The organism is Corynebacterium sp. HMSC064E08 (genome assembly GCF_001811805.1).
Lineage (GTDB): Bacteria > Actinomycetota > Actinomycetes > Mycobacteriales > Mycobacteriaceae > Corynebacterium > Corynebacterium jeikeium_D.
Window position 1 is genome coordinate 253,951 of sequence record NZ_KV806693.1, and the last position, 14,593, is coordinate 268,543.

Sequence of the window (14,593 nt, forward strand, 5' to 3'; positions counted from 1 at the left end):
CGCAACATACTTTCCTTCCTGAAACTCTAAACCTTTATCCGACGGTTTTGCTGACATAATCGCTAAATGCTTGATTGCCTGGCATAGTCGCATGGTGTGAAAGCAATTTTGTGGGACATGGACGGCAGCCTCATCAACACGGAACCTCTGTGGGAGATTGCCACGTACGACCTCTCGGAATTCGTAGGCCGTCGCCTGACTCCGGAGTTGCGCATGCAGTGCGTCGGCAACACACTCTGGGATACGCTGTCGATTTGTGCTGACCATGCGGGACGCACGCTTGACGACGAGCTGTTTGCCTCGGGCTCCCAATTCGTCGAAGGTCGCTTCACTGAATTGGTTCTAGAACATGGGGTGGAGTGGCGCCCGGGTGTGCCGGCGATTTTGGACCAGGCCCGGGCTGCTGACATTCCGGTGGTGTTGGTGACCAATACCCGTCGGCACGTGGCGCAACCCTGCATTGATGTCATGGGGGAGCAGCACTTCGCCGCAACAGTGTGTAGCGATGAGGTGGCCAACGGCAAACCGGCACCGGATCCGTACTTGCGTGGCGCAGAGCTAGCCGGATTTGCGCCAGAGGACTGCCTGGCTATCGAAGATTCCTCAACGGGGGTGCGCTCTGCACTCGCTGCGGGATGCACGGTGGTGTGGAATCCAATGCCGGATGTGAGCGTTTCGCAGGCTGATGTGGGGACGTTAGTACCCCCGGCGCGCTTCATTTCGGGCAATTTGGATACCTCGAATTTGGGCTTATTGCGGGCTGCTTTCGCGGGCGAGTAGACGACATGGAACAATAGACCGGGTGAAGAACTTTGATGACCTGTTTGCAGAGCTGAAGGAAAAAGCACAGTCGCGCCCCGAGGGATCGGGCACAGTCAAGGCGCTGGACGCTGGTGTGCATTTCCAGGGCAAGAAAATTGTCGAAGAGGCCGGTGAGGTCTGGCTTGCAGCTGAGCACGAATCTGACGAAGCCCTCGCAGAGGAGATTTCGCAGCTGTTGTACTGGCTGCAGGTGGTCATGGTCGGTCGCGGGCTGAGCCCCGAGGATGTTTACAAGTACCTGTAGGAGAAATCAACACCATGCTGCGTATTGCCGTGCCCAACAAGGGATCGCTGTCCGAGGCGGCAGTCGAAATCCTGAAGGAAGCTGGCTACCCGGGTCGAGGCGACTCCAAGAGCCTGACCATCCACGACGAAGCCAACGACATTGAGTTTTTCTTCCTCCGCCCGAAGGATATTCCCATCTACGTTGGCAACGGCCATCTGGATTTGGGCATCACCGGCCGCGACCTGGCCGCTGACTCGCTGGCTCCGGTCGATGAGGTTCTGAATCTGGGCTTCGGCGCCTCGACCTTCCGCTACGCCGCTCCGGCCGATGAGGAGTGGACCGTAGAAGCTCTGGAGGGCAAGCGCATTGCCACCTCGTACCCGAATCTGGTGCGCGAGGATCTGAAGGCTCGTGGCATTAACGCCACCGTCATTCGCCTTGATGGTGCAGTGGAGATTTCCATCCGCTTGGGAGTTGCCGACGTAATCGCCGATGTTGTCTCCACCGGTCGCACCCTGCGCAAACAGGGACTGAAGCCATTCGGCGATGTTTTGGTCAGCTCTGAGGCAGTTGTTGTCGGACGCAAGGGTGTAGAGGTCACCGAGGAGCAGCAGGTGTTCCTGCGTCGCATGACCGGCATTCTGCATGCCAAGACGTACTTGATGATTGACTACAACATCCGTGCGTCCGCGCTGGAAGAGGCATCCAAGCTCACCCCGGGCCTGTCTGGTCCGACCGTGTCGCCGCTGGCTAACGAGGATTGGGTAGCAGTTCGCGCGCTAGTGCCGAAGGCCGAGGCCAACCCGCTCATGGATGCCCTGGCGAAGATTGGTGCCGAGGCGATCTTGGCTTCGAATATCCGTATCGCGCGTATTTAGTGGAGACGTGACCTGCTCGAGGGGTGAGGGGGCGTGCCGTCTCAAGTAGGGGCCCTTTTCGAGATGGATCCCCATCTCGAGCGGGGAACTGACCAATGCATTTTCACTCCCACCTACGTCGACGTAAGTAGTAGGCTTGGCACTGAGCATGCGCACGGCGTTAGCCGTACTGACATAGTCCCCTTATGCCGGAAAAGCGGCAGTTGCGCCAGCGCTGTAGTTTTGACGGTGTAACCGCAGCGCCACGAATTGTGGTTCATAAGACTGCGCCTACGAGAAGGGATTGCTTCCACATGTCCGCAACACGTACCGAGGTCGACCTGCTTGGCTCTATGGAGGTTCCGGCAGAGGCTTACTACGGCATCCACACCCTGCGCGCAATCGACAACTACCAAATCTCAGCCAAGACCATCAACGACGTGCCCGAATTCATTCGTGGCATGGTGATGGTAAAGAAGGCCACGGCCATTGCCAACCAGCGCGTCCACACGCTGCCCAGCGATGTTGCAGACATCATTGTCGCCGCATGTGATGAAATCCTGGAAAAGGGACGCTGCATGGATCAGTTTCCAATCGATGTCTTCCAGGGTGGCGCTGGCACGAGTCTCAACATGAACACCAACGAGGTCATCGCTAACCTCGCTCTGGAACTGCTCGGTCTGGAAAAGGGCCGATACGACGTCATTCACCCCAACGATGATGTCAACCAGTGCCAGTCAACCAACGACGCCTACCCAACAGGTTTCCGTCTTGCTATCCACATGTCGCTACTGAGCTTGCAGAAGCACTTCGACTCCCTGGTTGAGGCCCTACACGCCAAGGGTGATGAATTCAACGACATCATCACAATGGGCCGCACGCAGCTGCAGGATGCCGTTCCAATGACCCTGGGACAGGCTTTCCACGCATTTGCCCACAACCTTGAGGAAGAGCAGGAGTCCATCGCAACTGCGTCGGCACGCCTGCTGCAAATCAACCTGGGAGCAACCGCTATCGGTACCGGCGTGAATGCGCCGGCAGGCTACCGCGAGGCCGTGACCCAGGCGCTACGTGAGGTCAGTGGCTTTAAGGTGACCTCTGCGAAGGACCTGATCGAAGCCACCAGCGATACCGGCGCCTACGTCAGCGTGCATGCATCCCTGAAGCGTGCGGCCATGAAGATTTCCAAGATGTGCAACGACCTGCGCCTGCTGGCATCGGGTCCACGAGCAGGACTGAATGAAATCAACCTGCCGGAGCGCGCCGCTGGGTCTTCGATTATGCCGGCAAAAGTTAACCCGGTAATCCCGGAGGTCGCGAACCAGGCCTGCTTCAAGGTCTTCGGCAACGACGTGACCCTGACCTGGGCAGCCGAGGCCGGTCAGTTGCAGCTAAACGTGATGGAGCCTGTCATCGGCGCATGCCTCTTCGAATCGATTGAACTGCTGCGCAACGCTACCGATACTCTGCGCGACAAGTGCATTACCGGCATCACCGCTAACCCGGAAGTCTGCCGCGGCTATGTGGAAAACTCCATCGGTATCGTGACCTACCTGAATCCGGTCATTGGCCACCACGAGGGCGATATGGTTGGCAAGGAAGCCGCTCGCACCGGCCGCTCCGTCCGAGACATTGTCCTCGAACGCGGGCTGATGGACGAGAAGGAGCTCAACCAGGTCCTGAGCACCGAGAACCTCATGCACCCGGAATACCGGGGGAAGCGCTACGTGGCAGGGGAGTCTCGCCTCGACGATTTGTCCTAAGCGGCAACAAGTCTAACGAGTGACTTTTCGGAGATACACATGTTAGTTGCCGTCCAAATCTCTATCGTTCTAGCAGCGATCCTCCTTGGCGCGCGTCTTGGTTCAATTGCTATCGGGTTCGCCGGTGGGCTGGGCGTTTTGGCGCTGGGCATCACCGGGGTTCCGGTCACCAAAGACGACATTCCGTTCGATGTCATCGGCATCATTATGTCGGTAATCGCGGCAATTGCCGCTATGCAGAAGGCCGGGGGCATGGACTATCTCGTCCACATTGCCGAACGGTTGCTGCGCAAGAATCCGCGACACATCACCTACTGGGCCCCGGTTGTCACCTACCTGATGACACTGCTCGCCGGCACCGGCCACACCGCATTTTCCACCCTCCCAGTTATCGCCGAAGTATCCAAGGAGGGAGGCGTTCGCCCGTCCCGTCCGCTGTCCGTGGCGGTCATCGCATCTCAGTTGGCGATTACGGCATCACCCATCTCAGCGGCTGTGGTGCTCATGGCTTCGCTCATGGAACCCCGCGGCGTTGGTTATCTCACACTCCTGGCGATTGTCATTCCTTCGACGTTCCTCGCCATCCTTCCGACCGCCTTTGTCACGAATCACCTAGGCAAAGAGCTTGACGACGATCCGGAGTATCAAAGCCGCTTGGAAAAGGGGTTAGTCTCCAAGCCACGTGGCCAGATGAGCGAATACGTGCCAACCAAGTCGGCCAAGTGGTCCGTGGCGGTTTTCCTACTCTCGATTCTCGCGGTGATGGTCTATGCGACCATCAGCACTGAACAGGTCGGCCTCATCGCTGATCCCACGCTCCCACGAAACGAGGCAATCATGTCAATCATGTTGACCGCCGCCACCGTTATCGTGCTGGCCTGCAAGTTGGACGCGGCAACCATTTTGAACACACCGGTGTTCAAATCGGGCATGTCCGCCAGCGTCTGCGTTCTCGGTGTGGCGTGGCTGGGAACCACAATTATCAACCACTACATCGACGACATTAAGGCCGCGTCCGGCAGCCTACTGACCACAATGCCGTGGATGCTGGCAATCGTGCTCTTCTTCGCGGCCGCATTGCTGTACTCGCAGGCGGCCACGGCAAAGGCCATCATGCCCGCTGCACTCGCGGTGGGAGTTTCTCCCATCACTGCGATTGCTTCCTTCGCAGCGACTTCCGCGCTATTCGTACTGCCTACTTACCCGACGCTCCTTGCCGCGGTGGAGATGGACGACACTGGCACAACCCGAATTGGCAAATACGTGTTTAACCACTCGTTCATCATCCCAGGAACCTTATGTATTGCCCTGTCCGTCGCGTTTGGATTCGCCTTCGGCAGCGCACTGCTGTAGTGGTGGGCTACCTAAAACACCGCATAGAGAAACTGACTAGGTTTATGACAAAATCGAAGCTCTGAATTCCATTCACCTGTCATAAACCTAGTCAGTAACTTTTACTGGCACCGTTACCGCCGACGGTGGCACCCCGCGAAAGCTATCATCGCCGCGAAAGCCACCCCCATCCGCAGCTTTTACTCAGTGCCGCCATCACCGACAGCACCCGGCCAACCGGGGTACTCCGGTGTGACCCCGCCATAAGCAGGGCACATCTCCTGGAAAGAACACCACCCGCAGAGCTTGGACTTCTTCGGTACAAAGTCACCGTTTTCACCGTCGCGCACGATCGCCGACCACAAGTCGGCAATCTCCGCTTGGAAGGCCTCTAATTCTGTCGCGTTGGGACTCAGCACCAGATCATCGGCAACCTTCAGGTACATCAACCGCAACTGTTCCGGGATACGACCGGTGAGCCGCCACCACACCAGCGCGTAAAACCGCATCTGGAAAAGTGCCTCATCCTGGAAGCGAGGAGAGGGCTTCTTGCCCGTCTTGTAGTCGACAATCCGGACCTCACCGGTTGGGGCAATATCGACGCGGTCGATAAAACCACGAAGTGGCACTGACAATGGCACAGTCTGATCCGCATCCGGATCGATAACCAGCTGAACGAACTTTTCCATCTCGGCCGCATCGAAGCCCATGGGGTTTTCCATCATGAAATACCCCTTGAGCAGACCGCGGCATTCGACCAGGAAGTCGTAGTAATCATCCTCCGGAACTAGCTCAATCAGTTCCGCGTCCTTTGCACGCATGTCCTCCCAGGTCGGCTTCAAACGCTTCACCGCTGCGGGGTAAGTGCGTTCTTCACGGGGCCAGGCATGCATCTGTTCGAGCACAGCATGTACCAACGTGCCCTTGACCTGCGCGACAGTCGACGGCTCCGGAATCTTGTCAATCGCACGGAACCGGTACTTCAGCGGGCACTGGCGGTAGTCATTAGCTCTCGACGGCGACAGCGCCAACTTAGAGCGGCGGGAAGGCTGAACAGCTGACTTAGAACTTTGGGCATTGTCGGGCATACTAGCCAGGTTAGAGTACCGCCCGGATTTGGCTGCACCCGACACAACCCGACCCAACCAAACCGAACCAGACCCAACCCGACCCAACCAAACCCCAAAAGGAGCCCACACACCTATGGCATTGAGCGGACCATTCCAGGTCGGCGACCGAGTCCAGCTGACTGACTCGAAGAATCGCCACTTCACCGTCATCCTCGAGGAGGGTGGCAAGTTCTTCACCCATCGCGGCACCATCCTCCACGACGACCTCATCGGCGCCAAAGAAGGCACCACCGTCACCTCCAGCGAAGGCACCGTCTACCTGGCCATGCGTCACTTGCTGGTCGATTACGTCCTGTCCATGCCGCGCGGTGCTGCGGTGATTTACCCGAAGGATGCTGCACAGATCATCGTCGAGGGCGACATCTTCCCAGGTGCGCGCGTGTTGGAGGCCGGCGCTGGCTCCGGCGCGCTCAGCCTCAACCTGCTCCGCGCCATCGGCGCTGACGGGCAGCTTATTTCCTACGAGGTCCGCGAGGACCACATCGAGCACGCGGAACGCAACGTTGTCGACTTCATGGGTCACAAGCCCGACAACTGGGACTTGCGCCTGGGCGATCTCAACGAGGCCTCCGTCGAGTCGCTCGGCGGCCCGGTCGACCGAGTCATTCTGGACATGCTCGCTCCATGGGAATGCCTGGACACCGTTTCGAAGGTGCTTCAGCCTGGCGGCGTGCTCATGGTCTATGTCGCCACTGTTCCGCAGCTAATGAAAGTCATGGAGGGCATCCGCGCGCAGAAGTGCTTCACCGAACCACGCGCCTGGGAATCCCTGGTCCGCGACTGGAATGTTCAGGATCTCTCCGTCCGCCCGGCGCACCGTATGCAGGCACATACCGCATTCCTGGTGTGGGCACGCAGGCTTGCCGACGGCACGGTGCCTCCGCGCCCACAGCGACGAAATCAAAAGAAGCTCTAGACCCGCCGCTTCGCGCTGGGAGGTGTAACCGTCGTAAAGCGTGATGCGACACACGGTCTAAATCGACCAAGCAACAACGGCATCTGGCCCTATGGGTAATCTGGGATACATGACAACGCCGTCTGACAAAATCCGTGATCTTGAGCAGAAGAACTACAACCTCGGCATTCGTAATAATCGCCTGGTTGAGCTGTTGCGGGACTCCCGTAACAAGCTAGAGTTACTGCGCCAAGACATGGAGGACATGCTGGAGCCGCCTAGCACGTACGGTATTTTCCTTAAGCCAGGACCGGAGAAGGGCACCGCAGAGGTGTTTACCGGAAATCGACGGATGCGCCTGCGGGTGCAGCCGGAGATTAACGAGCGGGCGCTTCGGCCGGGCGCGCAGGTGCGTCTGAATGAGGGCTCGATAATCGTGGAGGACTGCGGTTATCCGGAAAGCGGCGACATCGCCAATGTTCGTGAGGTGCTGCCGGATCGGGAGCGCATTTTGGCCTCGGATACTCACGGTGAGGAATTCGTGGTGTCTCTGGCGGGGGATCTGTCGCCGAAGCCGGGGGACTCGGTGATGATTGACCGCAAGTCGGGCTATGCGTTTGAGGTCATTCCGAAATCCGAGGTGGAAAACCTGGTGCTGGAAGAGGTACCGGATGTCACCTACACGGATATCGGTGGTCTGGATAGCCAGATTGAGCAGATTCACGACGCCGTGGAGATGCCGTTCCTGCAGCCAGAACTGTTTGAGCAGTACAACCTGCGTCCACCGAAGGGTGTGCTGCTCTACGGCCCTCCCGGCAATGGTAAGACGCTGATCGCCAAGGCTGTGGCTAATTCGTTGGCGCACAAGATTGCGCTATCCCGGGGTAAGACCGAGGCGGAGGCGCAGCGGGCGCAGTCGTACTTCTTAAATGTCAAGGGCCCGGAGCTGCTGAACAAGTTCGTGGGTGAGACGGAGCGTCAGATTCGCCTGATTTTTGACCGCGCTCGCGACATTGCCGAGGATGGCAAGCCGGTTATTGTCTTCTTCGATGAGATGGACTCGATTTTCCGCACTCGTGGTTCGGGCATCTCCTCGGATATGGAAAACACAGTGGTCCCGCAGCTGCTCAGTGAACTTGACGGTGTGGAGGGGCTGGAAAACGTCATCGTGATTGGTGCCACCAACCGCGAGGAGATGATTGACCCGGCAATTCTGCGCCCGGGACGCTTGGATGTGAAAATCCGCATTGAGCGCCCGAATGAGGCTGCGGCGAAGGATATCTTCCGCAAGTACTTGACTCCAGAGCTGCCGTATAACGCAGCTGAGGTGGAAGCGCGCGGTGGGGTGGAGCAGAATGTCGCACACCTCATTGACCAGGTTGTTGAGCGGATGTACGCCAAGACGGAAGAAAACGAGTACGTGCGGATTCGCTATGCCGATGGCACCAGCGAAGTTATGTACTACCGCGATTTCAACTCCGGCGCGATGATTTCCAACATCGTCGACCGTGCGAAGAAGTCCGCCATCAAGTCGGTTATCGCTGGCGGCGAGGCTGGTATTAGCTTGGATCACCTTCTGTCCGCAGTGGCGGAGGAGTTCGCGCAGAACGAGGACCTGCCAAACACCTCGAACCCGGATGAGTGGGCTCGCATCTCCGGTCGTCCAGCGGCGCGCGTTGCCTCGGTCGAGGTGATTCGCCATGGCTAAATCCGCCGCCAGTTCTGCACAGCCGAACCGCTTCTTCGGCACGGAGATTGAGTACGGCATTTCCAGCCCGGACAACCCGGATGTCAGCCCAATTCTCACCTCCACGCAGGCCGTGCTCGCTTTCGCGCATGAGCAGGAGGAGGGCCTGTCGGGGCGCATCCGCTGGGATTACGCACCGGAGTCGCCACTGCGCGACAGCCGTGGCTTCGACCTGCGGCGTTACCACCAGCCACCGATCGTGGACCCGAACGCCGTCGGCGCTGCAAACCTGCTGGTGCAAAATGGTGCTCGCTTCTACGTCGATCACGCGCACCCGGAGTACTCCTCACCGGAAACGGCAACTGCCCGCGAAGCGGTTATCGCTGACCGCGCAGGTGACAAAATTATGCTGCGCGCAGCTCAGCTTGCCGCCGAAGCCACTGACGCCGATGGCAATCCAGGTCCGACGCTGAAGCTCTACCGCAACAACGTCGATGGCAAGGGCGCCTCGTATGGCGCCCACGAGAACTACCTCTTCTCCCGGGAAACCGAGTTCGATGACATTGTCGCCGGTCTGACGCCATTTTTCGTCACCCGCCAGGTATTCACGGGCGCTGGTCGCGTAGGTCTGGGGCAGACGGGGCAGGAGTCGGGTTTCCAGATTTCGCAGCGCGCGGACTACATCGAGACTGAGGTCTCGCTGGAGACCACTTTGAACCGCGGCATCATCAACACCCGCGATGAACCACACGCCGACTCCGATCGCTTCCGCCGCCTGCACGTCATCATCGGGGATGCCAACATGAGCGAGGTCGCCACCTTCCTCAAGCTGGGCACCACAGGTTTGGTCATCGACGCCATCGAGGACGGCGTGCGTTTCGACGACCTGCAGCTCCGCAACCCCGTCGAGGCCGTCCATAAGGTTTCCCGAGACCTGACTTGCACCGAGAAGCTGCAGCTGGCAAACCATGTCACGTGGATGTCCGCAGTGGAGATGCAGTACGAGTACCTGCGTCGCGTGGAGAGCTACGACCAGCAGGGCGACGTCGTCAAGCTCTGGCGTGAAGTGCTCGACGTGCTTTCCGACGACCCCCGCAAGGCAGCCCATCTGCTGGATTGGGTGGCGAAATACAACCTCATGGAGGGCCTGCGTACCCGCCTGGGCGCGGGCTGGGACCACCCGAAGTTGGCGTTGATTGATATTCAGTACTCGGATATTGATCCGGCTCGTGGGCTGTACCATGCGCTGGTGCGCCGTGGTTCGATGCGCACGCTCGTGACAGAGGAAGAAGTCGACCGCGCGGTTGAATACGCGCCGGAATCCACGCGTGCGTATGTACGCGGTGGCATTCTGCGCCGCTTTGGCAAGGATGTCGTCGCGGGCAGTTGGACCAGCTTGGTGGTGGACACCGCGGGGGTGTATCGGAGCACTCGTGACGTGGAGTCGCCTGGAGTTACGCTGGCCTACATTACGCTGGATGAAGTTGACCGTTTCACTGCCGCAGAATGCGGTGACGTGTTGGAGTCTGCGGAGACAGTGGCCGAGGTGGTTGAGCATCTGCGTACTCTCGGGGCTATCCGCGAACAATAGGCACACATAGTGCAGTAATAGAGCAGTAATACTCAAAAGTTCATTTTTAAGGAGCAATATCATGGCTGGTAACACTCAGGTTTTCGGCGGCGGTTCCGGCGGAGGCGACGAGGAAGAGTTCGGCGAGGTCGCTGGCGGCGGTCAGGCTCAGGAGCACGTTGCAGCTGCTGACGACCTGCTGGATGAAATTGATGGTCTGCTGGAGAACAACGCCGAGGAGTTCGTGCGTTCGTATGTCCAGAAGGGTGGACAGTAAAAAGTGACTGACCAGCAGGTAGGGCAGCAGGAACCGGAAGCAACGCCGACACCGGTACCGGCACAGGCGTTGACCCGACGCATCACCGGCATTGAGACCGAGTTCGGCATCACTCTGACGCTGGATGGCTCGCGCCGCCTGGGGCCGGATGAGATTGCCCGATACATGTTCCGCCCGGTGATCGCTAAGTACGGGGCAACCAACATTTTCACCCCCAATGCTGGTCGTATGTACCTCGATGTCGGAAGCCACCCGGAGTACGCCACCGCTGAGTGCGATTCGGTCTCGCAGCTGGTCGCGTACGACCGATCGGGCGAGGTCATCTTGAATGAACTCGCCGAGAAAGCCGAGGCAGAGCTTGCCGACGAGGGCATCGGTGGCAAGGTCTACCTGCTGAAAAACAACGTTGATACCGTCGGTAACTCCTACGGTTGTCACGAGAACTACCTGGTTGGTCGTGAACTGGGACTGAAGTCCCTGTCTAAGCTGCTGTTACCTTTCTTGGTTACGCGACAGCTCATCTGTGGCGCGGGGAAGATTTTCCTGCCGTACCCAACTTCGCCGTATCACAACGATCCGATTCAGTATTGCTTCTCGCAGCGCGCGGATCATGTGTGGGAGGGTGTCTCCAGTGCAACGACGCGCTCCCGGCCGATTATTAACACTCGCGATGAGCCACACGCGGACTCCAACCGATTCCGCCGCCTGCACGTCATCGTGGGCGACTCCAACATGAGTGAGACCACGACCGCCCTCAAGATTGGCTCCACTCAGCTGGTACTGGAGATGATTGAAGCCGGCGTGAGGTTGCCGGACTTCGAGGTCGCCAACGAGATCAAGTCCATCCGTGCGGTGAGCCGCGATATGACGGGCAAAGCCGAGATTCCACTGCGCAGTGGCGAAACTGCCACCGCGCTGCAGATTCAGCGCGAGTTCCTGGACGCTGCGACGGAGTGGCTGAAGGTCCGCGAAGAAAACATGGTCAACGAGGACAAGGGCATTGCCGGTGCCGGCACGTCCAACGAGGAAATGGACCGCATTGTCGAGCTGTGGGGGCGCGCGCTGGATGCCGTGGAAACCGGTGACTGGTCTCTCATTGAGCACGACATTGACTGGGCCATTAAGTACTCGCTCATGAAACGCTACCTGGACCGCGGTCTAACGCTGGAGGACCCCAAGCTTCATCAAATCGACTTGGCCTACCACGACATCCGTCCCGGCCGAGGCATCTTCCGTGCGCTGGAAGCCCGTGGCATTGCCTCGCGGTGGATCACCGATGAGCAGGTCGCTGAGGCAGTCCGCATCGCACCGCCAACTACTCGTGCGAAGCTGCGCGGTGATTTCCTCGTTGCAGCTGAAGGCTCCAGTTTGAAAACCGTCGTGGACTGGACACACCTGAAGATTTCCGGCGACGATCCCATCTCCACCATGCTCGGCGACCCCTTTGCCACGGAAAACAATGAGGTCAATGAGATGATCGAGATTCTGACGGCCGCGAAGAAGACCTCGGATACGGATCCGGAAAACTAGTTCCGTCCCAGGAAACTGCCCCAGGAAAAGGAGCCCCACAGTCGTGTCTGTCTCACCGGTATCGGAAAACCCCGGATCCGCTGCGATCAGTGAGAACCAACGTCAGGTTCAGCTGCTGTTGGCGCTTGCCGACGACACCGGGTGGGTCAGCGAGTCGTGGATCTCCAAACATGTCGAGGGTTACTCCCGTGTTTCCGAGGATTCCCGGGCTCGTTATTTACGTGCGGACACCGCGGCACTCCTGGCAGCCGGGGTCCCGGTGGAGGTTTCGTCGTCAAGCGCGGGCGATAAGGTCAAACGTCTGCGCCTGAACAGACTACGGTGGCCCCAGCACGACCCCGAGTTCACTGAAGCGGAGGCTTCGGTGGTTTTCCAGGCGGCGAATGCGGCGTTTGGTTCGGAGGAGCTGAGCTCGACGGCTGTGGCGGCGTGGCGGAAGCTCGCATCGTTTGCGCAGCGCAGCGCCATTGCGAAGCCGGATGAGTCGGTGGTGGTGGCCGATGCGGTGGATATGAGTCGAGTGGATTTCAGCACACTGCTGACCGCGATGACCTCGCCGCGCCGGACAGTGGAGATGTGGTACTCCCGCCAGTACGGCGTGGATGATGAACTGCGCATGCTGGAGCCGTGGGGTCTGATTAACCTGCGCGGGCGCTTTTATGTGTTGGGCTTTGATCCGCAGCGTGAGGCCGCGCGTATGTTCCGGCTCAGCCGTATCCGCGATGTGTCGGATACAGGGACGTCGGCGACCCAGCCAATGCCCGATGGTGACTTGCAACAGATTGCGGAAAACATGTTGCACCGCGGTGGCAAGACCTATCAGGCGGTTGTTCGTATCGCTCCGAATACCTGCGCTGATGTGGTGATGAAAGCGACCGCGTTGGGGGATGGGCGCTACGAGCTGCCAGCGGCACCTGTGAGTGAGATTGTGTCCACAGGTTTGAGTTACGCACCGGATTTGATTGTGGAATCACCTGAAGAGGCACGGTCGGAGATTATTGCTCGGTTGGAGCAGGTACTCGCTCGCCATGGCGGTTCGAATGGTGCGAAGAACGCTTTGGAGGGCAACTAATGACAGTGCATGCAGCCCGGGAACTGGACGCAGGTGTCAGTGTCGACGAGTTGTTGGCGGTCGTACCGTACTTTTCGCAGCACCGTTCAATGACAGAGGCCGCTACCGAACTGGCCATACCTTTTACCCGAATTCGGGCAATCGTGGAACAGATTGCAGATATTGACCAGCCGGGACTCCTCGGAGTGCGGGCTTTTGAAGTTGATTACCGCAACAGCTTTGATGTCCGTATTCGCCCTCAGGCAACGGTGCTCAGCCAGCCACGTGCGCTCACAGCCGAAGAAACCGCGACCTTGCTGCTCATCCTGGAAACCATCGAGGACTCCGCAGCCACCACTTCCTCCGAGGCCGCGCAGACGGCCGCGACAAAACTACGCAGTGCTCTGGGAATAAACGTCCCCATCATTGACTCGACCGCTGCGGAAAATGGCAAGGCCTTTTCCTTTTCTGAGCAGATTTATTCCGCGCTGCATCAGCGCAAGGTGTTGAAGGTGCGCTACCGGAATGCCTCAGGGCAGATTACAGTCCGTGAGCTTGACTGTGTCAACGTTTATACAGTTGAATCCACGACGTATCTCCGCGCTGTCGACCGTGCGCAGGAAGACCGTCGTCAGAAGAGCTTCCGCGTCGACCGCCTGGAGGCCGCCGAGGTCCTCGACACTCCCTCCGGTTTCCACCGCCCCGAGCCTGTCGATATCCGTGATCCCCACGCCTTTGGTGCGGAAACGGGAACGTCCGAATGGGCAAGTGTGCTTATCGACGCCGACGCCACCTGGATCGCAGACTATGAACCGGTCTTCTTTACTGAAGATGAGGGAGAAGAAGAGGATACCGAACTGGTCTCTGACCAAGGCTTAGGGCAGTCGGAATTTGTCGCTGACGTGCCGATGTCCGACTTGGCCGCAACAGTCTCCTTTGTGCTCCGCCGTTCACCGAGCGTAACGGTCGCTGAGCCCTTAAAATTGAAAAACGCCGTTGTTGCGCGAGCCCGCGAAGCTTTGGCAGAGTATGGTCGAAACGACAAGGCTTAAATCAAAGCTTAAATCGCGCACGATGTGGCAACTTGCCACTTGTATTTGTATTCATTTGAAAGGTCTCTAAGCGGATGCCGAACCTAGGTCCCTGGGAAATCATCATTATCCTGGTCGTTCTTGTCTTGCTCTTTGGTGCAAAGAAGTTGCCGGATGCCGCACGTTCGCTCGGCCGCTCCATGCGTATCTTCAAGTCCGAAGTCAAGGAAATGCGCAACGATGACGAGCACCAGGAGCAGGCTGCAATTCAGCAGGCTCCGCAGGCCCAGCCACAGCAGCCGTACCAGCCGCAGCAGCAGTACCAGCAGCAGGCACCGCAGGCTCAGCCGCAGCAGCCGTACCAGCCGCAGCCTGGCCAGAACAACCCTGGCCAGCCGCAGCAGTAGTAGAAGGCCGGTTGA

Annotated in this window: 14 protein-coding genes; 13 read left to right on the plus strand and 1 reads right to left on the minus strand. The window is 58.7% G+C overall.

All coding sequences use genetic code 11. The annotated features are described in order from the left end of the window. The first annotated feature begins 96 nt into the window (after nt 1-96). The 5 genes from HMPREF2820_RS02690 to HMPREF2820_RS02710 all read left to right on the plus strand — a co-directional run bounded on the left by HMPREF2820_RS02690 (nt 97) and on the right by HMPREF2820_RS02710 (nt 5,021). On the plus strand, nt 97-780 hold the full coding sequence (locus HMPREF2820_RS02690) for an HAD family hydrolase (protein WP_080985620.1): 684 nt from the start codon (nt 97-99) through the stop codon (nt 778-780). Nucleotides 781-802: 22 nt separating this feature from the next. Then, a complete protein-coding gene (locus HMPREF2820_RS02695; RefSeq protein ID WP_005510825.1) occupies nt 803-1,066 on the plus strand; it encodes a phosphoribosyl-ATP diphosphatase in 264 nt (87 codons plus the stop codon). A 14-nt stretch (nt 1,067-1,080) separates the two neighbouring features. Then, the gene (gene hisG / locus HMPREF2820_RS02700; protein WP_016422792.1) at nt 1,081-1,926 is read left to right on the plus strand and encodes an ATP phosphoribosyltransferase; all 846 of its coding nucleotides are present in this window, start codon (nt 1,081-1,083) and stop codon (nt 1,924-1,926) included. 293 nt (nt 1,927-2,219) lie between these two features. Beyond that, nucleotides 2,220-3,668 carry an aspartate ammonia-lyase gene (gene aspA / locus HMPREF2820_RS02705; RefSeq protein WP_069359542.1) on the plus strand — a complete coding sequence of 483 codons (1,449 nt, stop codon included), beginning with the start codon at nt 2,220-2,222 and terminating at the stop codon, nt 3,666-3,668. A 39-nt stretch (nt 3,669-3,707) separates the two neighbouring features. Next, a complete protein-coding gene (locus HMPREF2820_RS02710) occupies nt 3,708-5,021 on the plus strand; it encodes an anaerobic C4-dicarboxylate transporter (protein WP_070429706.1) in 1,314 nt (437 codons plus the stop codon). A gap of 179 nt (nt 5,022-5,200) precedes the next feature. On the opposite strand, the gene HMPREF2820_RS02715 is transcribed toward HMPREF2820_RS02710, so the two are convergent. After that, nucleotides 5,201-6,088 carry a RecB family exonuclease gene (locus HMPREF2820_RS02715; protein ID WP_070602629.1) on the minus strand — a complete coding sequence of 296 codons (888 nt, stop codon included), beginning with the start codon at nt 6,086-6,088 and terminating at the stop codon, nt 5,201-5,203. Between the two features lie 115 nt (nt 6,089-6,203). Here HMPREF2820_RS02715 and HMPREF2820_RS02720 point away from each other — a divergent pair, with 115 nt between their 5' ends. From HMPREF2820_RS02720 to tatA, 8 genes are all read left to right on the plus strand, one after another. Then, complete coding sequence (locus HMPREF2820_RS02720; RefSeq protein ID WP_049170556.1) at nt 6,204-7,046, plus strand: tRNA (adenine-N1)-methyltransferase; 843 nt, start codon at nt 6,204-6,206, stop codon at nt 7,044-7,046. Nucleotides 7,047-7,155: 109 nt separating this feature from the next. After that, entirely contained in the window at nt 7,156-8,733 is a 1,578-nt protein-coding gene (gene arc / locus HMPREF2820_RS02725; protein WP_246819667.1) for a proteasome ATPase, read from the plus strand. Then, complete coding sequence (gene dop, locus HMPREF2820_RS02730) at nt 8,726-10,303, plus strand: depupylase/deamidase Dop (protein WP_070602632.1); 1,578 nt, start codon at nt 8,726-8,728, stop codon at nt 10,301-10,303. The genes arc and dop overlap by 8 nt, the downstream gene beginning before the upstream one ends. A gap of 61 nt (nt 10,304-10,364) precedes the next feature. Then, nucleotides 10,365-10,559, plus strand: a complete 195-nt coding sequence (locus HMPREF2820_RS02735; RefSeq protein WP_005510795.1) for a ubiquitin-like protein Pup — start codon at nt 10,365-10,367, stop codon at nt 10,557-10,559. A 69-nt stretch (nt 10,560-10,628) separates the two neighbouring features. Further along, on the plus strand, nt 10,629-12,089 hold the full coding sequence (gene pafA / locus HMPREF2820_RS02740; protein ID WP_070602745.1) for a Pup--protein ligase: 1,461 nt from the start codon (nt 10,629-10,631) through the stop codon (nt 12,087-12,089). A gap of 43 nt (nt 12,090-12,132) precedes the next feature. After that, nucleotides 12,133-13,161 (plus strand): helix-turn-helix transcriptional regulator, encoded by a 1,029-nt coding sequence (locus HMPREF2820_RS02745; RefSeq protein WP_049189894.1) that lies wholly within the window; start codon nt 12,133-12,135, stop codon nt 13,159-13,161. Next, entirely contained in the window at nt 13,161-14,192 is a 1,032-nt protein-coding gene (locus tag HMPREF2820_RS02750; RefSeq protein ID WP_070602634.1) for a helix-turn-helix transcriptional regulator, read from the plus strand. The genes HMPREF2820_RS02745 and HMPREF2820_RS02750 overlap by 1 nt, the downstream gene beginning before the upstream one ends. A gap of 74 nt (nt 14,193-14,266) precedes the next feature. Continuing rightward, on the plus strand, nt 14,267-14,578 hold the full coding sequence (gene tatA, locus HMPREF2820_RS02755; protein ID WP_049170543.1) for a Sec-independent protein translocase subunit TatA: 312 nt from the start codon (nt 14,267-14,269) through the stop codon (nt 14,576-14,578). Nucleotides 14,579-14,593 lie beyond the last annotated feature (15 nt).